The sequence below is a fragment of the Pseudomonas sp. M2(2023) genome, assembly GCF_030263955.1.
In the GTDB taxonomy this organism is placed as follows: Bacteria; Pseudomonadota; Gammaproteobacteria; order Pseudomonadales; family Pseudomonadaceae; genus Aquipseudomonas; species Aquipseudomonas asiatica.
Genome location: NZ_CP127114.1, coordinates 5163404 through 5186011, shown reverse-complemented (window position 1 = coordinate 5186011; position 22608 = coordinate 5163404). Strand labels below are relative to the sequence as shown.

Genomic DNA, 22608 nt, shown 5'->3' with positions numbered 1-22608 from the left:
GAACGGTTGAGGGGCTGCAGAGCAGCCCCGGCAAACTCAAATATTGAACCGCCCCACCATCCCCCGCAACTGCTGCCCCAACTGCTCCAGTTCCCCACTCGAAGTCGCCGTTTGCTCACTGGCCGCACTGGTCTGATCCGACACATCGCGCACATTCAGCACACTGCGGTTGATCTGCTCGGCGACCACGCTCTGCTCTTCGCTGGCCGTGGCAATTTGCTGGTTCATGCCCTGGATGCTGGACACCGTGTCGGTGATCTGGCTCAACGCATGCCCAGCCTTGCGGCTCAGCTCCACACTCTGCTCGGTCAGGTTCTTGCTGTTGTCCAGCAGGCGGGTCACTTCGTCGGTGCCGTTGTGCAGGCTGTCGATCAGTTGGCCGATTTCCTCGGTCGCCGTCGAGGTGCGCTGGGCCAGACCGCGCACTTCATCGGCCACCACGGCAAAACCACGCCCGGCTTCACCCGCCCGTGCCGCTTCGATCGCCGCGTTCAGGGCCAGCAGGTTGGTCTGCTCGGACACTGACTTGATCACATCGAGGATGCTGCCAATGCGCTGGCTCTCGCCCGCCAGGTGCTGCATGGCCGCCAGGCAATGGTCCATCTGCCCGGCCAGCTGTTCGATACGGCCAATAGCTTCGGCCACCACTTGGTCGCCGATCTGTGCCTGCTGGTCGGCGTTGGTCGCCGCCAGCGAGGCCTGTTCGGCGTTCTGCGCCACTTCCTGCACGGTGGCGCTCATCTGGTTCATGGCCGTGGCCACCTGATCGGTTTCCTCGCGTTGCTGGTTGATGCGCAGCTTGGTGTCTTCGCTACTGGCCGCCAGCTGTGTGGCGGCCTGTGACAGGTGGCTGACGCCCTGGTCGATGCCACCGATCAGCTCGCGCAGGCTCAAGGTCATTTCGCGCATGCTGGTTTGCAACTGGCCCATCTCGTCGCGGCGTTGCACCGGTTCGACCTGGCTCAGGTCGCCCTTGGCGATGCGCCCGGCCACGGCCAGGGTCTGACGCAGCGGCTGGGTGATTTGCAAAGTGATCAGCCAGCCCGACAGGACGCCTACGGCCAACGCCAGCAGGGCTACAGTGGTCAGCAGTGAGCGGGCCTCAAGGGCCTCCCTGTCGCGCTGCTCGATCTTGCGTTTGCCAAGTTCCAGGCTTACCGCACGCAGCTCGTTGCCCATGTTCTCCATATTGTTTTGCAGCTGTTCGACACGCACCGCAGCCCGACGATACTCATCCAGGCTGGCGCGGTAGTTGGCCAGCTGCTCCCCAGGCTGCTGGGTGAGCGTAAGCGGCAAGCCAAGTGGAGCAAGGCCTTTGAGCAGTTGCGCAAGGCTGCTGGCGGCGGCATCCAGGGAGCTGTCGCCGACCTTGGCGAAGCTTTCCACAGGGGAGAAGGTGTAGGCCGGAACCAGGCTCTGCTGGTTGGCACCGTCGATATGTCGGCTAAGCGTGTCCATCAGCCCCAGCACACCGCTTTGCTGGCTGTTGGCAGGCATCCTCAGCAAGGCCTGGGTCTGGAGATCGTCGATTACTTCGGTGAGCTTCTGCTCACGGGCCTGCATGGCCTGGCGCAGGGCGATACGCTTGGCGACAGTATTCTCCAGCTCGCTGAAATCGCCGCGCAGGCGCTGCAGCAACGCCAGCTTTTCGGTCAGCATCTGCCGGGATTCATCCACGCTGCTACGTTGTTGCAAGGTGCTCAGCATGCTGTTGAGCTGGTCGAGAATGTTGGCTATCCGCGTTCTGCTGGCGTTGTCGTTGAGTACGCGGTAAGTGATGCGCTCTGCGCGCAAGTCTTTGGTCAGGTCGTTGATCAGGCCGATTTCGCTGAGTTGCTGCGAGCGCACAATGGCGTCATCCAGTGCACGCCAGCCACTGACGGTGGTGGCCAGGGTAAGCAGCAGGACTACGGCAAAGCCGAGGGCGAGCTTGGCGGCGACACTGATGTTGCCGAGCTTGCGGTTGAGGTAGCCGAGCATGAGGAATCTCCGTGCGATTGGGGGCGAGGATGCAGGCGTATTGCTGGCATCACACCTTTGCCAATCGGCAGCGGAGCTGTAGGACTTGACCTGATAATCAGGTAGGAAATTTCACTTCAACAGGTAGGAATATTCCATCTGTGCCGGCCTCTTCGCGGGTAAACCCGCTTCTACAGGTACTGCACAGATTTTGAGAACTGTGCGGTACCTGTGGGAGCGGGTCTACCCGCGAAGAGGCCAGTACAGGCGACTTACACATCAGCCTAGAGTCTGAACCGCCCCACCAACCCTTGCAGGTGGGTACCCAACCGCGCCAGCTCCACGCTGGAACTGGCCGTCTCTTCACTGGCCGCCGAGGTCTGGTCAGAAATATCCCGCACGTTCATCACGCTGCGGTTGATCTCTTCTGCCACGGCCGTCTGTTCTTCCGCTGCCGTGGCAATCTGCTGGTTCATGGCCTGGATCGACGATACGGTCCGGGTGATGGTTTCCAGCGAGCTGCCGGCGCGGCGGGTCAGTTCGACGCTGCTGTCGGTCAACTGGCGGCTGCTGTCCATCACGCTGGCCACGCGCTGGGTGCCGCTCTGCAGGCCGGCAATCAGCTCTTCGATCTCTTCGGTCGATTGCTGGGTGCGCTGCGCCAGGCTGCGCACCTCATCGGCCACCACGGCAAAGCCACGCCCGGCCTCGCCGGCCCGGGCCGCCTCGATCGCCGCGTTGAGGGCCAGCAGGTTGGTCTGCTGGGCCACCGACTTGATCACGTCGAGCACGCTGCCGATCTTGTCGCTTTCGGCCTTGAGCTGGTTCATCGCTTCGCTGGAGTTGACCACTTCGCCGGCCAGGCGCTCGATCTGCGCCACTGCCTCGCCCACCACACGGTCGCCTTCGCGGGCTTGCTGATCGGCCATCAACGCAGCTTCCGAGGCCTGCTCGGCATTGCGCGCCACCTCATGCACGGTGGTGGTCATCTGGTTCATGGCGGTTGCCACCTGATCGGTCTCGACCTTCTGGTTGTTGACTCCGGCACTGGTCTGCTCGGTCACCGCCGACAGCTCCTCGGCAGCACTGGCGATCTGCGTCACACCATCACCGATGCCGCTGATCAGTTCGCGCAGGCCCTGGGTCATGCGCTGCATGCTGGCCTGCAACTGGCCCAGTTCATCGCGACGTTGTACCTGCAGGCTCAGGGTCAGGTCGCCACTGGCCACGCGCTCGGCGGCGTGCAAGGTCTGGCGCAGCGGGACGATGATCTGCCGGGTGATGGCCCAGGCCGCCAGCAGGCCGAGAGCCAGCGCCAGCACGGTGGCCACGGCGAGCACGGTCTTGGCTTGGGCCGCCCCGGCGTCGCGCACGGCGGTTTGTGAGGTGGTCATCGCCTGGCTGGTCTCCAGCAGTACCGTGCCGTGCTCGACCATGCTCTGCAGGGCCTGCTCACTGGCGACCTGGGCACTGCCGAACTGGGTGACCGCGTCGCGGTAGCCTGCCAGGGCGGTGGTGGCATCGTCCAGGCTGGCAGCATGCTCCGCCGGCACTTTGGCCGGTAGCGCGCGCAGTTCGGCCAAGGCCTGGTCGATAGCTTTCAGCGCCGTTTGCTGATAGTCGGCGTTGCCGCTGTAGGTGTAGCCGCGTACCTGGAAGCGCGCCTGCTGCAAAAGGGCGCTGACTTCCACTGCGTGCTGGTACTGGCTGATATCGCCTCCCTGCAGCAGGCCGCGTTGCACCCGGCCAATCAGCTCCGCGGCCTTATCGGCAGTGTCGCCAAGTACGGCGCGGCTGGCCTCGCGGCGCTGGCCGGCCTGTTTCAGGTCGTTGAATGCCTGCTGGTAGCCGCGCACGGCCTCGCGCTGCTGCTCAAGGCGCTGTCTGTCAACGGGCTGCTCGATCTGCCCGAGCATAAACTGCACTTGGCGTTCGAGGTTGCCCAGTGCCTTTTCCAACTCTGCCACCGAGGCTTCGTCAGGCTGGCGCTGGTAATGCTGGCGGGCGATGCGCAGTTCCTGGGTGTACTGCAGGATGACAGAGATGTTTCCCAGCTTGTCGCCACGGTTGATGATGCTGTCCATGCCGTGCCAGCCGGCCAGGGTGATGGCCAGGGTCAACAGCAGTACCAGGCCGAAGCCTAGCCCCAGTTTGCGATTGACACTCACATTGCCCAATGAGTGGGCGAACCATTGATACATGTACGACTCCCCGGCGGCTTGGCACCACGATTAATTGTTGTGTTGCCAAGACAATCGGCCTGGGGGAGGGAAACTTTATGGCTGAAAGTTGACTTATGTGTCAGAAAATTCGTGATAGCAGTGCTGTCACCGCAGTCTCGACCCGCAAAATGCGGTCTCCCAGCTGCACGGGTGCCAGGCCAGCCTTGCCCAGCAGATCGACTTCGTAAGGGATCCAGCCGCCCTCCGGGCCGATGGCCAGGGTCACGGGCTGTTCCACGGCGCGCGGGCAGGCGGGGTAGGGGCCGGGGTGCCCGACCAGGCCCAGGGTGCCTGCGGCGATGGCCGGCAGGCGGTCTTCGACGAACGGTTTGAAGCGCTTCTCGATGATCACTTCGGGCAGCACGGTGTCGCGGGCTTGTTCCAGGCCCAGGATGAGGTTCTCGCGAACGCTGTCCGGGTGCAGGAACGGTGTTTGCCAGAAGCTTTTCTCGACCTTGTAGCTGTTCAGCAGGATCAATCGCGGCACGCCAAGGGTGGCCACGGTCTGGAAAAGCCGGCGCAGCATTTTTGGCCGAGGTACGGCCAGCACCAGGGTCAGCGGCAGCTTGGCCGGTGGCTGCTGGTCAAAGGCGACTTCCAGTTCGGCTTCGTGCTTTTCCAGGCGCAGCACCGTGGCCTTGCCCATCAGGCCGTTGATACGGCCAACGCGCAGGTTGTCGCCCACCGCCACACGGTGGATATCCTGCATGTGGGTGAAGCGCCGATCTGCGAGGACGACGCGGTCGGCCGAGACGAAGTCGGCCTCTTCAAGGAGCAACAGGTTCACGGTTGGGTCGCTGGTGGCTGGTCGTTGTGGTCGTTGGCGGTTTCGTCGTGGGCGCTGCGCTTGCGGATCAGGCTGCCGCACAGCACGCCGATCTCGAACAGCAGCCACATGGGTACGGCCAGCAGGGTTTGGGAGAAGATGTCCGGAGGGGTAAGGACCATGCCGACCACGAAGCAGCCGATGATCACGTAGGGGCGAATCTTCTTCAGGTACTTCACGTCGACCACGCCGATCCATACCAGCAGCACCACCGCCACCGGGATTTCGAAGGCCACGCCAAAGGCGAAGAACAGCGTCATCACGAAGTCGAGGTAGCTGGCGATGTCGGTCATCATCGACACGCCTTCCGGCGTGGCGCTGGCGAAGAAGCCGAAGATCAGCGGGAACACCAGGAAATAGGCGAAGGCCATGCCGGCGTAGAACAGGAAGATGCTCGACACCAGCAGCGGAATGGCGATGCGCTTTTCATGGCGGTACAGCCCGGGTGCGATGAAGCCCCAGATCTGCTGGAGGATGAACGGAATCGCCAGGAACAGCGAGACGATCATGGTCAGCTTGAACGGCGTGAGGAACGGCGATGCCACGTCGGTGGCGATCATCGTCGCATTGGCCGGCAAGTGCTCGCGCAGCGGTGCGGAGACCAGGGTGTAGATCTGCTGGGCGAAGGAGAACAGCCCGGCAAAGATCAGGAAAATGACGGCAACGCAGCGCAACAGGCGGGTGCGCAGTTCGGTCAGGTGCGAAACCAGCGGCATTGGCTGGTCGTGTTCCGGATTTTCGCTCATGGGGCTCGCGGCGGTTGAGGCGGTTCAGAAGGCGTGGCCGGGGCGGCAGCGGTCTCGACCGGCCTGGCTTCGAGCCCGGCGGGGGGCTGAACGGTGGCGGTGGTGACAGGCGGCTGCGCCGGCGGCGTCATCGGGTTGAGGATGCGCTTGGCTTCCTCCTCCATCTGCAGGATGTGCTCGTTGTGCAGCTGGCGGCGGATTTCGTCGGCGCCGATTTCGCGCTCCACTTCCATCTTGATGCTGTTGAAACTGCGCTTGAGCCGGCCGATCCACAGGCCTGCGGTGCGCGCGGCACCGGGCAGGCGCTCGGGGCCGAGCACCAGCAGGGCGACCAGACCGACGAGCAGCAGCTCGCTGAAACTGATGCCGAACATGGGTCAGTCTTTCCGCTGTGGCTCTTGGACCGGCTGGGCCTGGCCTTCGATGGTGTGGCCCTGGTTCTGCTGGGCAGTGTTCTGCACCGGTGGAACGGGTTGGGCAGGCGGCGGGGTCTGCTCGGCCGGCTTGTTCTCTTCGTCGCTCATGGCTTTGCGGAAGCCCTTGATCGACTCACCCAGGTCACTGCCGAAGTTCTTCAGCTTCTTGGTACCGAACACCAGGACCACGACCACCAGCAGGACGATCCAGTGTTTCCAGTCAAAGATACCCATTTCGTACTCCTGAAATTTACAGGTAAAGCGAATTGTTCTGGCAACGCGGCCCCTGTGGGAGCGGGTTCACCCGCGAACACCGGCTTAGCCGGTGCCATACACCGCGTCGCATTCTTCGCGGGTGAACCCGCTCCCACAAAAAAGAGAGGGGGCCCCGCGCACTTGAATTACATCAGGCAGACGGCTGTCGAGCCGCCTTCTCATCATGCCCGGAAAGCCCGAAGCGACGCTCCAGCTCATCGAGCACGGCTTGCGGATGCTGGCCCAGCGCGCTGAGCATTACCAGGCTATGAAACCACAGGTCGGCGGTTTCGTAGATGACATCGCTGTAATCCTTGCTGACCGCGGCATCCTTGGCGGCAATGATCGTCTCGACCGACTCTTCGCCGAGCTTTTCGAGGATCTTGTTCAGGCCCTTGTGGTACAGGCTGGCCACGTAGGAGCTGTCGGGGGCCGCTTGCTTGCGTTCTTCAAGCACTTCGGCCAGGCGGTTCAGGGTGTCGCTCATGTCAGTGTCCTGCGCTGTAGATGGCATCCGGGTCTTTCAGGACCGGGTCGACGGTTTTCCACTGGCCGTCTTCGAAGACGCGGTAGAAGCAGCTTTCACGGCCGGTATGGCAGGCGATATGGCCCAGTTGCTCGACCATCAGGATGATCACGTCGGCATCGCAGTCCAAGCGCATTTCATGCAGCTTCTGCACATGCCCGGATTCCTCGCCCTTGCGCCACAGCTTGCCACGCGAACGCGACCAGTAGATGGCGCGTTGCTCGGCGGCGGTCAGGGCCAGCGATTCGCGGTTCATCCAGGCCATCATCAGCACGCGTCCGGTCTTGTGGTCCTGGGCGATCGCCGGTACCAGGCCCTCGCTGTTCCACTTGATCTCGTCCAGCCAGTCTTTCATCGTCGACTCCAAAGCGGGCCCGCTCCTGTGCCGGGCCCTTTGCGCTAGTGTGCCAGCCATGGGCGCGGCTGGCTATTGGCGCACGATCAGGTAAAGGCCGGCGGCCAGCATCAGCCAGGCCGGCCAGGCGGCAGGGGCGGCCAGGCTGGCGGCTGCGGCGGCGCCAGCGGCCAGTACCGCGCCACCTCCGAGCAGGCCGGCGCCGAGCAGGCGCAGCGCCCAGCGGTCACCCTGGCGGCGCCGCTCCGGCAGTTGCGGATCGTGCAGGTGCGGTTGCGACAGGCGCTCGAGCAGGTCGCGGGCCATGTCGGCCAGGTGAGGCAGTTGCTCGACCTGGCTGTGGATGTTGCCGAGCACGGCCTTGGGGCTCATGCGGTCGCGCATCCAGCGCTCGAGGAATGGTTTGGCGGTGCTCCACAGGTCCAGGTCTGGGTACAACTGGCGGCCCAGGCCTTCGATGTTGAGCAGGGTCTTCTGCAGCAACACCAGCTGCGGCTGCACTTCCATGTTGAAGCGCCGGGCGGTCTGGAACAGGCGCATCAGCACCTGGCCGAAGGAAATATCCTTTAACGGTTTTTCGAAGATCGGCTCGCACACGGTGCGGATCGCCGCTTCGAACTCGTTGACCTTGGTGTGCGCCGGCACCCAGCCCGAGTCGATGTGCAACTGGGCGACGCGGCGGTAGTCACGCTTGAAGAAAGCGATCAGGTTGCGCGCCAGGTAGTCCTGGTCCTCGGCGGTCAGGCTGCCGACGATGCCGCAGTCGATGGCGATGTACTGCGGGCTCCATGGTTTGACCGTGCTGACGAAAATGTTGCCCGGGTGCATGTCGGCATGGAAGAAGCTGTCGCGGAACACCTGGGTGAAGAACACCTCCACGCCTCGTTCGGCCAGCAGCTTCATGTCGGTGCGCTGATCGGCCAAGGTGGCCATGTCGGTCACCGGCACGCCGTAGATGCGCTCCATCACCAGCACCTTGGGGCGGCACAGGTCCCAGTACACCTGGGGCACGTACATCAGCTCGGAGCCTTCGAAATTGCGCCGCAACTGGCTGGCGTTGGCCGCTTCGCGCAGCAGGTCGAGCTCGTCGTAGATGGTTTTTTCGTAGTCGCCGACGATTTCCACCGGGTGCAGGCGGCGGGCGTCGGCCGAAGCGCGCTCGGCGGCCTTGGCGATCAGGAACAGCCAGGCCAGGTCCTGGGCGATCACCGGCTTCAGGCCCGGGCGAACCACCTTGACCACTACTTCTTCGCCACTTTTCAGGCGCGCAGCATGCACCTGGGCCACCGAGGCCGAGGCCAGTGGTTCGACGTCGAAGCGGCTGAACAGTTGCGTTACCGGGGCGCCCAGCTGTGCCTCGATCAGTGCCACGGCCTGCTTGGGGTCGAACGGCGGCACGCGGTCCTGCAGCAGCATCAGTTCATCGGCTATGTCGTTGGGCAGCAGATCACGGCGGGTGGACAACAACTGGCCGAACTTGATGAAGATCGGCCCCAGGTCCTGCAGGGCCAGGCGCAGGCGCGCGCCTCGGTTGAGCTCGGACGGCTTGCGCGGCAGCCAGCGCCACGGCATCAGCAGGCGCAGGCTCATCAGCCACCAGGGCAGCGGCAGGTCGAACAGCAGGTCATCGAGACGGTAGCGGATCACCACACGCTGGATGCGAAAAAGACGGCGGACGGCGAGCAGCTTCATGCGTTATCGCTGGTATCAAGGGATCGGGAGAGGCGCTTGAGGCGCGCCTCGAGGCGTTCTGTATCGAGCTTCAGGGTATCGAGCTCACTGAAGGCGGCTTCGGCTTCGCGCTTGCCGACCAGGGTACGGGACTCTTCGGCCAGGTACTCGGAAAGGTTCTGGCTGAAGCGCGCCAGGCCCTGGCGGGTCCAGCGTGCACGCAGGCGGATGTGGCCGGCCAGCAGCGCCGTGGCGACCGGGCCAAGCCAGCGTTGCAGTTCGTGTTCCCAGTCCAGATCCAGGTCCTGCAGCACACCGAACAGGTCCAGCAACACGGCGCTGTCGCCATGCAGTTCGACTTGCGGGCTGTGCAGCACGGCGGTCTTGTCCCTGGCCAGGGCCAGTTGCGCCAGGCTGCCGGCCGGGGCGCGCAGGCTGCAGTCGACCTCGCCTTGCCAGTGGGCGGCGAGCATCAGGCCCTCTTCATCGGGCAGGATGAACACCTGCAAGGCTGGCTGGCGGCAGTCGATCTCGATGACCTTGCCCTCCAGCGCGGCCAGCCGCGGCAGGGCCGTGCTGTCCATGCGCAGGACGCGGTTCAGGCCATGTTCGGCGCTGGCGAGCAGCCCGGCCAGCAGCATCAGGGCTTGATCCCCCGATGCACGGCAACGATGCCGCTGGTCATGTTGTGGTAAGTGACCCGGTCGAAACCGGCCTCGACCATCATGGCCTTCAGGGTTTCCTGATCGGGGTGCATGCGGATCGACTCGGCGAGGTAACGGTAGCTCTCCGAGTCGTTGGTGATCAGCTTGCCGGCCAGCGGCATGAAGGCGAACGAGTAGGCGTCGTAGGCCTTGGACATCAGCTTGTTGGTCGGCTTGGAGAACTCCAGCACCAGCAGGCGACCGCCTGGCTTGAGCACGCGCAGCATCGAGCGGATGGCTTCGTCCTTGTGGGTGACGTTGCGCAGGCCGAAGGCGATGGTCACGCAGTCGAAGTGGTTGTCCGGGAATGGCAGCTTCTCGGCGTCGGCCTGAACGAACTCGATGTTGCCGGCCACGCCACGGTCGAGCAGGCGGTCACGGCCGACCTTGAGCATCGATTCGTTGATGTCGGCCAGCACTACCTGACCGGTCGGGCCGACCAGCCGCGAGAACTTGGCGGCCAGGTCGCCGGTACCGCCGGCGATGTCCAGTACACGATTGCCGGCGCGTACGCCCGACAGCTCGATGGTGAAGCGCTTCCACAGGCGGTGCATACCGCCGGAAAGCACGTCGTTCATCAGGTCGTACTTGGCCGCTACCGAGTGGAACACCTCGGCGACTTTCTTCGCCTTCTGGCTTTCAGGGACGTCCTGGTAACCGAAATGGGTGGTGGGTTCGGCGTGGTCGCCTTTGCGCTGGTCGTTCATATCGCTTCACCGGAAAAAATTACCGCCATTCTAGGGCGAACGGGCAGATTTGTCTTGGCGGGGTGTGCCAGTGGGCAGGGGCGGGCATAATGCCCATTATGTCTTCATCTTCAGGAACACCCGCATGACCCAGATCAGCGTCGAACGCAAACATTCCCTCGGCCGCGATGCCGCCCGTGCCAAGGCTGAAGCGCTGGTCGACAAACTGACCCGCGAGTACGACCTCAAGGCCACCTGGAACGGTGACCGGGTCGAGGTGGCGCGCAGCGGTGCCAACGGCAGTGTGCACATCTTCGATGACCGCATCCGCGTCGAATTGAAGCTGGGCATGATGCTGTCGATGATGAGCGGCACCATCAAGGGCGAGATCGAGCGGGCGCTGGACAAAGCCCTGGCCTGACCCCTTCCCGGGGCCATGCTCGTTCACCTTAGGGTGAAGATTCTAATTTACCTCTCTACCTTGTGCTCAAGCCCAACCTCCATGGGCGGTTTCTCCTCCACTCATGAGCATGAGGTACAGAGCATGGCCAAAGTGACTGTGAAGAAAAAGGACGACGCCCCGGGCACGCTGGGCGAGGTGCGCGGCTACGCGCGCAAGATCTGGCTGGCAGGCATCGGCGCCTATGCGCGTGTGGGCCAGGAAGGCTCCGACTACTTCAATGAGCTGGTCAAGGCCGGCGAAGGCGTCGAGAAGCGTGGCAAGAAGCGCATCGACAAGGAGCTCGATGCTGCCAACAACCAGATCGACGAAGCGACCCAGGAAGTCAGTCGCGTACGCGGCAAGGTCGAAGTTCAACTGGACAAGATCGAAAAAGCTTTCGACGCGCGGGTAGGTCGCGCCTTGAATCGCCTTGGCATTCCGTCTAAACATGACGTTGAGGCGTTGTCCATCAAGCTTGAACAGCTCCACGAGCTGCTCGAGCGCGTCGCGCACAAACCATAAGGAGAGCAGGATGGCTGGCAAGAAGAATTCCGAGAAAGAAGGCAGCTCCTGGGTCGGCGGGATCGAGAAGTACTCCCGCAAGATCTGGCTGGCGGGGCTTGGTATCTATTCGAAGATCGACCAGGACGGCCCGAAGCTGTTCGACTCGCTGGTGAAGGATGGCGAGAAGGCCGAGAAGCAGGCGAAGAAGACCGCCGAAGGTGTTGCTGAAACTGCCAAGTCGTCGACCACTTCGCGTGTGTCGGGCGTGAAGGACCGTGCGCTGGGCAAGTGGAGCGAACTCGAAGAGGCCTTCGACAAGCGCCTGAACAGCGCCATCTCGCGCCTTGGCGTGCCGAGCCGCAACGAGATCAAGGCCCTGCACCAGCAGGTGGACAGCCTGACCAAGCAGATCGAGAAACTCACCGGCGCTTCGGTTACGCCGATTTCGTCGCGCGCTGCGGCCAAACCGGCTGCGAGCAAGGCGGCGGCCAAGCCACTGGCCAAGACGGCAGCGGCCAAGCCTGCGGCGAAAACCGCGGCGGCCAAGCCGGCGGCCAAGACTGCTGCGGCGAAACCTGCTGCCAAGACCGCGGCGGCCAAGCCTGCAGCGAAACCGGCAGCGGCCAAGCCGGCTGTGGCGAAGAAGCCGGCAGTGAAGAAAGCACCGGCCAAGCCAGCAGCCGCCAAGCCGGCAGCTCCAGCGGCGAGCGCCGCTCCGGCCGCTAGCGCAGCTCCTGCACCAACCGCGGCTCCGGCCAGCAACCCGCCTTCGGCACCGACAGGCAACGGTACCCTGATCTGATACCGCGTCGCCTTCTTCGCGGGTAAACCCGCTCCCACAGGTGCTGCGCCGCTTGTAAGCTCTGCACCGTACCTGTGGGAGCGGGTTCACCCGCGAATGCGTCGGCCGCTGCAATACATTCCTGTCAGGCTTACCCCTCCAGATACCTCACCGCCAACTGCTCCGCCGCCCCCCGCGCCTTGGCCTGCAGATGCGGCGCCACCAGCATCATCACCTGGTACACCACAATCCCCACATCCCCCTCGCGCCCCAGTACCCGCTGGTAATCCAGCGAGAACATCAGTGTCAGGGTGATCTGCTCCACCAGTTGCCCCAGCGCCTGGGTCTCGCTCTCTACCAACCCTTGGCCCTTGAGGCTGGCCAGCAACGCCGCCAGCGTGCGCTTGAGCGCGTTGATCAGGCTGCGCATGCCGCGGGCCAGTTTGGGCAGGCGCCCGGTCAGGTTCGACAGGTCCTGGAACAGGAAGCGGTACTGCGCCATGCGTTCGACGATCAGGTGCAGGAACAGCCAGTAATCCTCGGCATCCAGGCGTACCTCCAGCGGCGGGTCGAGTAAAGGCATCAGCGCTTCTTCAAAGCGCTCGAACAGCCCCAGCACCAACGGCTCCTTGCCGTGGAAGTGGTAGTAGAGGTTGCCGGGGCTGATGCCCAGTTCGTTGGCAATTTCCAGGGTGGATACGTTCGGTTCGCCCTGCTGGTTGAACAGCTGCAGGGCACATTCGAGGATACGGTCGCGAGTCTTCATCCAGTCGGCATGCTCATCGGGTCAGCACGTAGGTGCCCGGCGCAGGGCCCAGCGGTGGGTAGGTGGCATTGCCCAGTTCGCTGCGCGGTGCCTTGAGCGGGCCGGAGCGCGGGGTGATCCACTCCAGCCACAACGGCCACCAGCTGCCTTCGCTGCGCTTGGCATCGTGGAACCAGGCACGCGGGTCGCTGGACAGCTTGGGGTTGGCCAGGTAATAGGCCTTGGGGTTGCCGGGCGGGTTGATGATGCTCTGGATGTGCCCGCTGTTGGCCAGCACGAAGCGACGGTCGCCGCCCAGCAGCAAGGCCGAGCGGTACACCGCATCCCACGGGGTGATGTGGTCGTTGCTGCCGGCCACGGTGAAACTGTCCAGATCGACCTTCTGCAGGTCGATGGGGGTGCCGCATACCTCCAGGCCGGCGGGGTGGGTCAGCGGGTTGAGCTTGAAGAAGTCCAGCAGGTCGCCATGCAGCGCGGCGGGCAGGCGCGTGCTGTCGGCGTTCCAGTACAGGATGTCGAAGGCTGGTGGTGTCTTGCCGAGCAGGTAGTTGTTGACCCAGTAGTTCCAGATCAGGTCGTTGGGCCGCATCCAGGCGAAGATCCGCGCCACCTCGGCGCCATCCAGCACGCCGCGCTGATAGGAGCGGCGCTTGGCGGCCTCGATGGTCTGCTCGTCGGCGAACAGGCTGGCGGGGCTTTCGAACTTGCTGTCCAGCAGGCTGACCAGGTAGGTGGCGCTGCGCACCCGGCGCAGCTGGTGCTTGGCCTGCAGGTGGCCCTGCAGCGCGGCCATGGTCAGGCCGCCGGCGCAGGCGCCCATCAGGTTGGGGTCGCGGTTGCCGCTGATGCTGCGGCAAGCGTTGAGCGCTTCTTCCAGGGCCTGCACGTAGCTCGACAGGCCCCATTCGCGGTGGCGCGGGTCGGGGTTGCGCCAGCTCACCATGAACACCTGCAGGCCGCTCTTGAGCATGTACTGGACAAAGCTGTTGGTCGAGCTGAGGTCGAAGATGTAGAACTTGTTGATCTGTGGCGGCACTACCAGCAGTGGCCGGGCGTGCTGCTTTTCGCTCATCGGCTTGTATTGGATCAGCTCCAGCAGCTCGTTGCGAAACACCACGGCGCCGGCGGTTGCAGCCAGATTGCCGCCCACTTCGAAGGCGCGCTCGTCGACCTGGCGTGGCAGGCCATCGTTGTGGCGCAGGTCATCGAGCAGGTGGGCCACGCCGCGCACCAGGCTCTGGCCACCGCTGTTGAACAGTTCCTTGACCGCCAGCGGGTTGAGCAGCGAGTTGCTCGGCGCCAGTGCATCGTTGATCAGGTTGAACAGGAAGTGCGCACGGGCCCGGTCATCATCGTCCAGGTGGCTTTCCTCGATCCACAGGCGGGTCTGCTTCTGCCAGGCCAGGTAGGCTTGCAGGCCGCGCCGGTAGAACGGGTTCTGGCTCCATGTCGGGTCGCTGAAGCGCGGATCCCGCGGGTTCGGCTGAAACGGTGTGTCACCCAGCATCACCCTGCCCAGCTGACCACCCAGGGCCAACAGGTGATGCGCGGTGTGCAGCGGATGACGCAGGCTTTGGCGGCTGACATTGCGCAGCGTGGAAATCAGGTCACGGCCGCGCAGTCCGAGGATGGCGTTCTGCACGTTCATGCTGGTGGCGGGAAGCGTTGTCGTTCCTTTGGCCGTTTTGTCTTTCATGGCAACACTCCCTCGTCCTGACCTGGTGCCTCATGACTAAACATATTCACTGATTTAGCAGGGTCTCTGTGGGAGCGGGTTCACCCGCGAACACCGGCGAAGCCGGTGCCATACACCGAGTTGGATTCTTCGCGGGTGAACCCGCTCCCACAGGGTCCCAAATCGCCTTCACACACCCGAAACCGGGCGAGGGTGCATGACAGCGCGCTGACGCTCTTGCTGAAGGAACTTCATGATGATCGGGGCGACGGCCTCGGCCCGGGTGATCAGGAACAGATGGCCGTCGTCGATAATGTGTAGCTGGGCATTGGGAATTCGCCAGGCCAGCAGGCGCATGTTGATCAGCGGGATCAACGGGTCGTCGTCGCCTGCCAGCACCAGGGTCGGCTGCTGGATCTTGTGCAGCCAATGGATGCTGGTCCAGCCAAGCCCGGCGAACAGCTGCCAGTAATAGCCCATCTTGCCGCCGGATCGCACCTTGGCGGCGTGCTGCATGGCCAGGTCCGGGTCACGCCGGAAGCCGCCGCCATAGATCGTCGGCGCAATGCGGATGACATGCGACGGCTGCACGTAGCGCCGCGGGCTGGCCATCATCCACAGCACCTTGGGCTTGCCCGGCACCATCACCGCACCGGCGGCAGTGGCGGCCAGCACCAGCTTCTTGCAGCGCTCGGGGTAGTCGTGGGCGAACTGCTGGGCCAGGGCGCCGCCCCACGACACGCCGATGGCATTGACCTGGCCGTAGTCGAGGTAGTCGAGCATGCGTGCCGTCAGCTTGGCCAACCCGGGGAAGCGGTAAGGGTGGCGCGGCGTGGACGAGCCGCCGACCCCGGGCACGTCAAAGGCGATGACTTCCAGGTCCGGGTCCAGCGCCTCGATGAACGGAAACACCAGCTCCAGGTTGGCGCCGATGCCGTTGAAGATCAGCAGCGGCGTCAGATGCGACTTGCCCGGGCGGACGGCGGTGCGGATGGACTGGTTGTCCAGCTCGACGGTCCTGAAGATATAGGGTTGCGGCATGCGCGTGACTCATGGGGTGAAATGAACACCGTGGCGCCCCGCAGGGGCCACGGCGCTGCAGCTCAACGCTCGTGAACGTAGGTGCCCGGGGATGCCTCGCCAGCGGCATAGGCACGGTTGCCCAGGCGGGTCGGTGCCTTTTTCAGCTCGCCGGCACGTTCGCCCAGCCAGCTTTGCCAGTGCAGCCACCAGGAGTCCGCATGCTTGGTAGCGTTTTCTTGCCAGGCCACCGGGTCACCCGGGCGATCGGCACCGGTCATGAAGCGCGCCTTGGGGTTGCCTGGCGGGTTGAGGATGCTCTGGATATGGCCGCTGTTGGACAGCACGAACTCGATCTTGCCGCCGAACAGGTGCGCCGAGCGGTAGCACGACTGCCACGGGGTGATGTGGTCGTTGGTGCCGGCAAGGCTGTAGATGTCGCATTTGACCTGTTTCAGGTCGATCGGGGTGCCGCAAACCTCCAGGGCGTCCGGGCGCGTCAGCGGGTTGCTCTTGAACATTTCGATCAGGTCGCCGTGGAAGGCGGCCGGCAGGCGCGTGGTGTCGTTGTTCCAGAACAGGATGTCGAACACCGGCGGCTCGTTGCCGAGCAGGTAGTTGTTGACCCAGTAGTTCCAGATCAGGTCGTTGGGGCGCATCCAGGCGAACACCTTGGCCATCTCGCTGCCTTCGAGCACGCCGGCCTGGTAGGAGTGGCGCTTGGCGGCCTCCAGGGTCTGCTCGTCGACGAACAGGGCGACCTGGTTGTCCATGGTGGTGTCCAGCACGCTGACCAGCAGGGTCAGGGCATTGACCTTGTTCTCGCCTAGCGCGGCATAGTGGCCGACCAATGCCGTGCAGGTGATGCCGCCGGAGCAGGCACCGAGCATGTTCAGGTCCTTGCTGCCGGTAATCGCCAGCACCGCGTCGACCGCCTCCTTGAGCGCATCGATATAGGTGGACAGGCCCCATTCGCGCTGGGCTTTGGTCGGGTTGCGCCAGCTGATGATGAAGGTCTGCTGCTGTGAGCGCAGGCAGTAGCGCGCCAGGCTCTTTTCCGGGCTCAGGTCGAATACGTAGAACTTGTTGATTTGCGGCGGCACCACCAGTAGCGGGCGGGCATGCACCTGCTCGGTGATGGGGCTGTACTGGATCAGCTCCAGCACATCGTTGCGGTACACCACGGCGCCTTCACTGGTGCCCAGGTTCTTGCCCACCTCGAAGGCGTCCATGTTCACCTGGCTGGGCATGCCGCCGTTGTTGACCAGGTCCTTGGCCAGGTTGGACAGGCCATCGAGCAGGCTCTTGCCGCCTGTTTCGAAAAAGCGTTTGACCGCTGCCGGGTTGGACAGGGTGTTGGTCGGCGCCATGGCTTCGGTCATCAGGTTGATGACGAACTGGCCGCGGCTGATGTCCTGGGGCGACAGGTCGCTGCTGCCGATCCAGTCCTGTAGCTCCTTGCGCCAGGCCAGGTAGGTTTGCAGGTAGCGACGATAAAGTGGGTTGTTGCTCCATGCCGGGTCATTGAAGCGACGGTCGTCGCTTTCCGGGGCAAGGCTGGATTTGCCCAGCAGCACGTTCTTCAGCTCCAGGCCAAAGTGGGCCACATGCTTGGCGCTGTGCAGCGGTTGGCGCACGGCCTGGCGCAGCACGGTGCGTGCCGAGCTCAACAGGTCCTTGCGACGGATACCGATGACCGGGTTCAGCCCCAGGGTGTTTTCCGAGGCCTGCCGCTGCAGCTCATCGTTGTTCTTGTTACTCATCTACGACGCTCCGTTGTCCTGAGACGAGTACCGGTTTCTGTGGCGGGTGCACAGTTCTGAGCCCGGTACTGCTACTCGGGTGACCAGTGATAAGGAACAGCGGTGCTGCGAGGGTTCTGGCTATCTGCAGTTTGATGCAGGGAACTTGCCACCCCCCATTGGTTACCCGACTTTCATGTAATGCGCAAGACAGCCCGTCACTGGGCTGTCTGTAAGGTATTCAAACAAATGAATTTAGAAAATGCGCTCTAAATCCTGAAGGCCTTGCGCTAGAGCATGAGTTTGACCACCGACTCGGCGGGGTCGCGGGATTTCCCGGCCTTGTGCAGTTCGTCGAGGTACTCGGCCCACAGCTGTTCCTGGCGCAGGCACAGTTGCTCGAGGTACTCCCAGGTGAACAGGCCGCTGTCATGGCCGTCGTCGAAGGTCAGTTTCAGTGCGTATTGCCCGGCAGGTTCCAGCCCGCTGAGGCCGACGTTGATCTTGCCGAACTGCAGGATGGGGTTGCCGTGGCCCTGGACCTCGGCGGAGGGGGAGTGCACGCGCAGGAATTCGGCGGGCAGGTGGTAGACCTCGCCGGGGGCGTAGGTGAGGCTGAGGGTTTTCGAGGCTTTGTGCAGGTTGATGGCGGTGGGCAGGCGGGCCATGGCTGGAATCTCTCGGGAGCTGATGGTGCAAGCTTCCAGCTTATGGAGGAGGGATTCAAGGGACATTGGGGCTGCTGCGCAGCCCTTTCGCGACACAAGGCCGCTCCCACAAGTTCAGCGCTGCATTGGAGGGCAACGCCCTACCTGTGGGAGCGGCCTTGCGTCGCGATGGGCCGCAAGGCGGCCCCCTGCGGTCTTACAGGATGTAACGCGACAGGTCTTCGTTCTGCGCCAGCTCACCCAGGTGGCTGTTCACGTACGCCGCGTCGATCTGGATCGGCGCTTCGTCATGGGTGCTGGCCAGGTCGCCAGCGCTGAACGACACCTCTTCGAGCAAACGCTCGAGCAGGGTGTGCAGGCGGCGGGCACCGATGTTCTCGGTCTTCTCGTTCACCTGGTAGGCAATCTCGGCCAGGCGCTTGATACCGTCGGCGAGGAACTCGATATTCAGGCCTTCGGTCTTGAGCAGGGCCTGGTACTGTTCGGTCAGCGACGCGTGCGGCTCCTGCAGGATGCGCTCGAAGTCTTCAGGGGTCAGGGCCTTGAGCTCCACACGGATCGGCAGGCGGCCTTGCAGTTCGGGCACCAGGTCGCTCGGCTTGCTCAGGTGGAACGCACCCGAGGCAATGAACAGGATGTGGTCGGTCTTGACCATGCCCAGCTTGGTGTTGACGGTGCAGCCTTCAATCAGCGGCAGCAGGTCGCGCTGCACGCCTTCACGGGACACGTCGGCGCCGCCAACGTTGCCGCGCTTGGCAACCTTGTCGATTTCGTCGATGAACACGATGCCGTGCTGCTCGACAGCTTCCAGGGCCTTGGCCTTGAGTTCTTCCTCGTTGACCAGGCGGCTCGCTTCTTCATCGCGAACCATCTTCAGCGCCTCTTTGACCTTCAGCTTGCGCGCCTTGCGCTTGCCTTTGCCCATGTTGGCGAACAGGCTCTGCAGCTGGTTGGTCATTTCTTCCATGCCGGGCGGCGCGGCAATTTCGACGCCCACGGCATCGGCCACTTCGATCTCGATTTCCTTGTCGTCCAGCTGGCCTTCGCGCAGGCGCTTGCGGAACAGCTGGCGGGTGTTGGAATCGGTGCTGGTCTGCGCGGCTTCTTCGGCGAAGCTGCTGACCCGCGCCTGCGGCAGCAGGGCATCGAGGATGCGGTCTTCGGCGGCGTCTTCGGCGCGGTGGCGCACGCGGATGATCTCTTGCTCACGCAGCATCTTCAGCGCGGCATCGGCCAGGTCGCGGATGATCGACTCGACGTCGCGGCCCACGTAGCCCACTTCGGTGAACTTGGTGGCTTCGACCTTGAGGAACGGCGCGTTGGCCAGCTTGGCCAGGCGGCGGGCGATTTCGGTCTTGCCGACGCCGGTTGGGCCGATCATCAGGATGTTCTTCGGGGTCACTTCGGCGCGCAGCTCGGCGGGGAGCTGCATGCGCCGCCAGCGGTTGCGCAGGGCGATTGCCACGGCGCGCTTGGCGTCGTCCTGGCCGATGATGTGGCGGTTGAGTTCGTGGACGATCTCGCGGGGGGTCATGGACATGATCAATAGGGTCCTCGGGCAGAATGATTCAGCGTGGAAAAGCCCCATCACCGGGATGGAGCGCCAGAACAGCTGATCAGTCGGCCAGGTCCTGCTCCTCGATGGTCAGGTTGTGGTTGGTGAACACGCAGATGTCGCCGGCGATGTTCAGGGCGGTCTCGGCGATTTCACGGGCCGAGAGGTCGGTCTTGTTCAGCAGGGCGCGTGCTGCGGCCTGGGCGTAGGCGCCGCCGGAACCCATGGCGATCAGACCGTCTTCGGGTTCGACCACATCGCCGTTGCCGGTGATGATCAGGGAGGCGTCCTTGTTGGCCACGGCCAGCATGGCTTCCAGGCGGCTCAGGGAGCGGTCGGTACGCCATTCCTTGGCCAGCTCGACGGCGGCGCGGACCAGGTGGCCCTGATGTTTTTCAAGTTGGCCTTCAAAGCGCTCGAAAAGGGTGAACGCATCGGCGGTGGCGCCGGCGAAGCCCGCGATGACCTGGCCGTGGTACAGGCGGCGCACCTTCTTGGCGTTGCCTTTCATCACGGTGTTGCCGAGGGATACCTGGCCGTCGCCGCCCATGACGACTTTGCCGTTACGGCGGACAGAAACGATGGTGGTCAAGGGGAGAGTCTCCACGCAGCGGGGCGAAAGTGCCTGATGCAGACTCATATGGGGGTGGGGGGAAGGATTTCAACCGTGGGGGATGAATGGTCGCGCATGACAGGGGGAACCCTGCAAGGGCATTCGCGGGCACGCCCGCTCCCACAGGATTACCACATGCCTTGGAATAGTGGTGATCCTGTGGGAGCGGGCGTGCCCGCGAAGAGCTTCACTCAGGCCTCGTGGCAGACATGCCCATCGACCAAGGTATAACGCACCGCACCCGGCAGGCAGTGGCCGATGAACGGGCAGTTCTCACCGCGGGAGAACCACTGCTCGCCGGCCACGGTCGAGGCTTGCGGGTCGAACAGCACCAGGTCGGCCGCGCCTCCCACTTTCAGCTCGCCGGCCGGCAGGCGCAGGGCCACCGCCGGGCCGCTGCTCAGGCGGGCTAGCAAGGTTGGCAGGTCGAGCAGGCCGTCCTGCACCAGGGTCATGGCCAGCGGCAACAGTAGTTCGACACTGCTGATGCCCGGCTCGGTGGCGCCGAACGGGGCCAGCTTGGCGTCGCGCTCGTGTGGCTGGTGATGGCTGGAGATCGCCTGGATCACGCCCGACTTCACCGCCGCACGCAGGCCGTCACGGTCGGCGGCGGTGCGCAGCGGTGGCTGCACGTGGTACAGGCTGGAGAACTCACGCAGCGACTCGTCGGTAAGGATCAGTTGGTACAGCGCCACATCGGCGGTCACCGGCAGGCCAAGCTGCTGGGCCTGCTCGATCAGCCGCGCGCCACGGGCGCTGGTGATCTGGGTGAAGTGAGCACGCACGCCGGTCTGTTCCACCAGCAGCAGATTGCGCGCCAGGGCCACGGTCTCGGCGGTTTCCGGAATGCCCGGCAGGCCGAGGAAGCTGGCCATGGCACCTTCGTGAGCCAGGCCGCCTTGGGCCAGGTCGCGGTCCTGGGAATGGAACACCACGGTCAGGTCGAAGGTGGCGGCGTATTCCAGGGCGCGGGCCAGGGTACGGTTGTTGGGGATTTCCTTCAGGCCATTGCCGAAGGCCACGCAGCCGGTGTCGCGCAGTGCCACCAGCTCGGCCAGTTGCTCGCCTTCCAGGCCCTTGGTCAGGGCGCCGATCGGGTAGACCTTGCTGTTGGCGGCCTCGCGGGCGCGGTCAAGGATAAGCTCGGCCACGGCCGAGGTGTCCAGCACCGGCTTGGTCTGCGGCGGGCAGCACAGGCTGGTGACACCGCCGGCGACGGCGGCGCGGGTTTCACTGGCGATGTTGCCTTTGCGGCTGTAGCCCGGCTCGCGCAGGGACACGCCGAGGTCGACCAGGCCGGGTGCGGCGACCAGGCCATCAGCCTGGATCGTGCGGCTGGCGCTGAAGCCGGCCGGGGCTGCACCGATGGCGGCAATGCGGCCGCCGTCCAAGTGCAGGTCGGTGACCTGGTCCAGGCCGCTGTTCGGGTCGATGACCCGGGCGCCGAGAATACTGATGGTCACTGGGCGTTCTCCTGGTCGAATTGACGTTGCACGTTCTGCCCGCTCATGGCCATGGACAGCACGGCCATGCGCACGGCGATGCCGTAGGTGACCTGGTTGAGGATCACCGAGTGCTTGCCGTCGGCCACCGCCGACTCGATTTCCACGCCACGGTTGATCGGGCCCGGGTGCATGACGATGGCGTCGGGCTTGGCGCCGGCCAGGCGCGCGGTGGTCAGGCCGAACAGGCGGTAGAACTCGCTTTCGCTGGGCAGCAGGCCGCCGGCCATGCGCTCACGCTGCAGGCGCAGCATGATCACCACGTCGACGTCCTTCAGGCCTTCGGCGAGGTCCGTGTAGACCTTCACGCCGTACTGCTCGATACCGATCGGGATCAGGGTTTTCGGGCCGATCACGCGGATGTCCGGGCAGCCCAGCGCTTTGAGCGCCAGCATGTCGGAGCGGGCCACGCGCGAGTGCAGGATGTCGCCGACGATGGCCACCGACAGGTTCTCGAAGCTGCCCTTGTGGCGGCGGATGGTGAGCATGTCGAGCATGCCCTGGGTCGGGTGCGCGTGGCGGCCGTCACCGCCGTTGATCACGGCAACTTCCGGGCACACATGCTCGGCGATGAAGTGCGCAGCCCCGGAGTCGGAGTGGCGCACCACGAACATGTCGGCGGCCATGGCTTCGAGGTTGCGCAGGGTATCGAACAGGGTTTCGCCCTTGCTGGTCGAGGAGGTCGACACGTTCAGGCTGATCACGTCGGCCGACAGGCGTTGGGCCGCCAGTTCGAACGTGGTACGGGTACGGGTGGAGTTCTCGAAGAACACGTTGCACACAGTCTTGCCGCGCAGCAACGGGACCTTCTTCACGGCCCGGGCACCGACTTCCAGGAAGGAGTCGGCGGTGTCGAGGATCTCGGTGAGCAGTTCGCGGGGCAAACCGTCGAGCGAGAGGAAGTGGCGCAGCTGGCCCTGATCATTGAGCTGCAGCGGGCGCTTGGCGTCGATTGGCGTCATCGCGGGGGACTC

General features: G+C 64.1%; 23 protein-coding genes and 1 pseudogene. 3 read left to right on the top strand and 21 right to left on the bottom strand.

The genetic code is table 11. The features are described from left to right. Positions 1-36: 36 nt before the first annotated feature. From QN085_RS23820 to ubiE, 12 genes and pseudogenes are all read right to left on the bottom strand, one after another. Positions 37-1980 carry a methyl-accepting chemotaxis protein gene (locus QN085_RS23820; RefSeq protein WP_023661321.1) on the bottom strand — a complete coding sequence of 648 codons (1944 nt, stop codon included), beginning with the start codon at positions 1978-1980 and terminating at the stop codon, positions 37-39. Between the two features lie 263 nt (positions 1981-2243). Next, positions 2244-2948 (bottom strand): methyl-accepting chemotaxis protein, encoded by a 705-nt coding sequence (locus QN085_RS26080; protein WP_502945424.1) that lies wholly within the window; start codon positions 2946-2948, stop codon positions 2244-2246. A 198-nt stretch (positions 2949-3146) separates the two neighbouring features. Beyond that, a pseudogene (locus QN085_RS26075) lies at positions 3147-4043 on the bottom strand (methyl-accepting chemotaxis protein); the annotation flags it as partial. Positions 4044-4260: 217 nt separating this feature from the next. Beyond that, positions 4261-4968: a 16S rRNA (uracil(1498)-N(3))-methyltransferase gene (locus QN085_RS23810; RefSeq protein ID WP_013974547.1), complete on the bottom strand. Its 708-nt coding sequence runs from the start codon at positions 4966-4968 to the stop codon at positions 4261-4263. Further along, on the bottom strand, positions 4965-5753 hold the full coding sequence (gene tatC, locus QN085_RS23805; protein WP_013974546.1) for a twin-arginine translocase subunit TatC: 789 nt from the start codon (positions 5751-5753) through the stop codon (positions 4965-4967). Before tatC ends, QN085_RS23810 begins: the two co-directional genes overlap by 4 nt. After that, entirely contained in the window at positions 5750-6127 is a 378-nt protein-coding gene (gene tatB / locus QN085_RS23800; protein WP_003259854.1) for a Sec-independent protein translocase protein TatB, read from the bottom strand. The genes tatC and tatB overlap by 4 nt, the downstream gene beginning before the upstream one ends. A gap of 3 nt (positions 6128-6130) precedes the next feature. After that, positions 6131-6403, bottom strand: coding sequence for a twin-arginine translocase TatA/TatE family subunit (locus QN085_RS23795; RefSeq protein WP_003259853.1), 273 nt, complete (start codon positions 6401-6403; stop codon positions 6131-6133). A gap of 172 nt (positions 6404-6575) precedes the next feature. Next, a complete protein-coding gene (locus QN085_RS23790; RefSeq protein ID WP_013974545.1) occupies positions 6576-6911 on the bottom strand; it encodes a phosphoribosyl-ATP diphosphatase in 336 nt (111 codons plus the stop codon). A gap of 1 nt (position 6912) precedes the next feature. Next, positions 6913-7305: a phosphoribosyl-AMP cyclohydrolase gene (gene hisI / locus QN085_RS23785; protein ID WP_013974544.1), complete on the bottom strand. Its 393-nt coding sequence runs from the start codon at positions 7303-7305 to the stop codon at positions 6913-6915. A gap of 72 nt (positions 7306-7377) precedes the next feature. Further along, positions 7378-8997 (bottom strand): ubiquinone biosynthesis regulatory protein kinase UbiB, encoded by a 1620-nt coding sequence (gene ubiB, locus QN085_RS23780; protein ID WP_013974543.1) that lies wholly within the window; start codon positions 8995-8997, stop codon positions 7378-7380. Then, positions 8994-9617, bottom strand: coding sequence for a ubiquinone biosynthesis accessory factor UbiJ (locus QN085_RS23775; RefSeq protein WP_013974542.1), 624 nt, complete (start codon positions 9615-9617; stop codon positions 8994-8996). The genes ubiB and QN085_RS23775 overlap by 4 nt, the downstream gene beginning before the upstream one ends. Next, positions 9617-10387: a bifunctional demethylmenaquinone methyltransferase/2-methoxy-6-polyprenyl-1,4-benzoquinol methylase UbiE gene (gene ubiE, locus QN085_RS23770; protein WP_013974541.1), complete on the bottom strand. Its 771-nt coding sequence runs from the start codon at positions 10385-10387 to the stop codon at positions 9617-9619. Before ubiE ends, QN085_RS23775 begins: the two co-directional genes overlap by 1 nt. Before the next feature lie 124 nt (positions 10388-10511). Between ubiE and QN085_RS23765 the strand changes: the two genes are divergently transcribed. The 3 genes from QN085_RS23765 (at position 10512) to QN085_RS23755 (ending at position 12114) form a co-directional block, all read left to right on the top strand. Further along, positions 10512-10787 (top strand): polyhydroxyalkanoic acid system family protein, encoded by a 276-nt coding sequence (locus QN085_RS23765; protein WP_013974540.1) that lies wholly within the window; start codon positions 10512-10514, stop codon positions 10785-10787. Positions 10788-10910: 123 nt separating this feature from the next. Continuing rightward, the gene (locus QN085_RS23760) at positions 10911-11330 is read left to right on the top strand and encodes a phasin family protein (RefSeq protein WP_023663112.1); all 420 of its coding nucleotides are present in this window, start codon (positions 10911-10913) and stop codon (positions 11328-11330) included. Between the two features lie 10 nt (positions 11331-11340). Beyond that, entirely contained in the window at positions 11341-12114 is a 774-nt protein-coding gene (locus tag QN085_RS23755) for a phasin family protein (protein ID WP_013974538.1), read from the top strand. Between the two features lie 130 nt (positions 12115-12244). Here the strand turns inward: QN085_RS23755 and QN085_RS23750 are convergent, their stop codons facing one another. The 9 genes from QN085_RS23750 to QN085_RS23710 all read right to left on the bottom strand — a co-directional run bounded on the left by QN085_RS23750 (position 12245) and on the right by QN085_RS23710 (position 22596). Then, the gene (locus QN085_RS23750) at positions 12245-12859 is read right to left on the bottom strand and encodes a TetR/AcrR family transcriptional regulator (protein WP_013974537.1); all 615 of its coding nucleotides are present in this window, start codon (positions 12857-12859) and stop codon (positions 12245-12247) included. A 13-nt stretch (positions 12860-12872) separates the two neighbouring features. Next, positions 12873-14555 carry a class II poly(R)-hydroxyalkanoic acid synthase gene (gene phaC / locus QN085_RS23745; protein ID WP_024087840.1) on the bottom strand — a complete coding sequence of 561 codons (1683 nt, stop codon included), beginning with the start codon at positions 14553-14555 and terminating at the stop codon, positions 12873-12875. A 168-nt stretch (positions 14556-14723) separates the two neighbouring features. Then, the gene (gene phaZ / locus QN085_RS23740) at positions 14724-15575 is read right to left on the bottom strand and encodes a poly(3-hydroxyalkanoate) depolymerase (RefSeq protein WP_013974535.1); all 852 of its coding nucleotides are present in this window, start codon (positions 15573-15575) and stop codon (positions 14724-14726) included. Positions 15576-15637: 62 nt separating this feature from the next. Then, the gene (gene phaC / locus QN085_RS23735; protein ID WP_015272085.1) at positions 15638-17317 is read right to left on the bottom strand and encodes a class II poly(R)-hydroxyalkanoic acid synthase; all 1680 of its coding nucleotides are present in this window, start codon (positions 17315-17317) and stop codon (positions 15638-15640) included. 269 nt (positions 17318-17586) lie between these two features. Further along, positions 17587-17964, bottom strand: coding sequence for a gamma-butyrobetaine hydroxylase family protein (locus QN085_RS23730; RefSeq protein WP_003249306.1), 378 nt, complete (start codon positions 17962-17964; stop codon positions 17587-17589). Positions 17965-18160: 196 nt separating this feature from the next. Further along, entirely contained in the window at positions 18161-19504 is a 1344-nt protein-coding gene (gene hslU / locus QN085_RS23725; RefSeq protein ID WP_015272084.1) for an ATP-dependent protease ATPase subunit HslU, read from the bottom strand. A 76-nt stretch (positions 19505-19580) separates the two neighbouring features. Then, positions 19581-20111 carry an ATP-dependent protease subunit HslV gene (gene hslV / locus QN085_RS23720; protein WP_003249309.1) on the bottom strand — a complete coding sequence of 177 codons (531 nt, stop codon included), beginning with the start codon at positions 20109-20111 and terminating at the stop codon, positions 19581-19583. 212 nt (positions 20112-20323) lie between these two features. Next, positions 20324-21595 (bottom strand): dihydroorotase, encoded by a 1272-nt coding sequence (locus QN085_RS23715; RefSeq protein WP_013974532.1) that lies wholly within the window; start codon positions 21593-21595, stop codon positions 20324-20326. Continuing rightward, positions 21592-22596 carry an aspartate carbamoyltransferase catalytic subunit gene (locus QN085_RS23710; RefSeq protein ID WP_041506357.1) on the bottom strand — a complete coding sequence of 335 codons (1005 nt, stop codon included), beginning with the start codon at positions 22594-22596 and terminating at the stop codon, positions 21592-21594. The genes QN085_RS23715 and QN085_RS23710 overlap by 4 nt, the downstream gene beginning before the upstream one ends. Between the last annotated feature and the right edge of the window lie 12 nt (positions 22597-22608).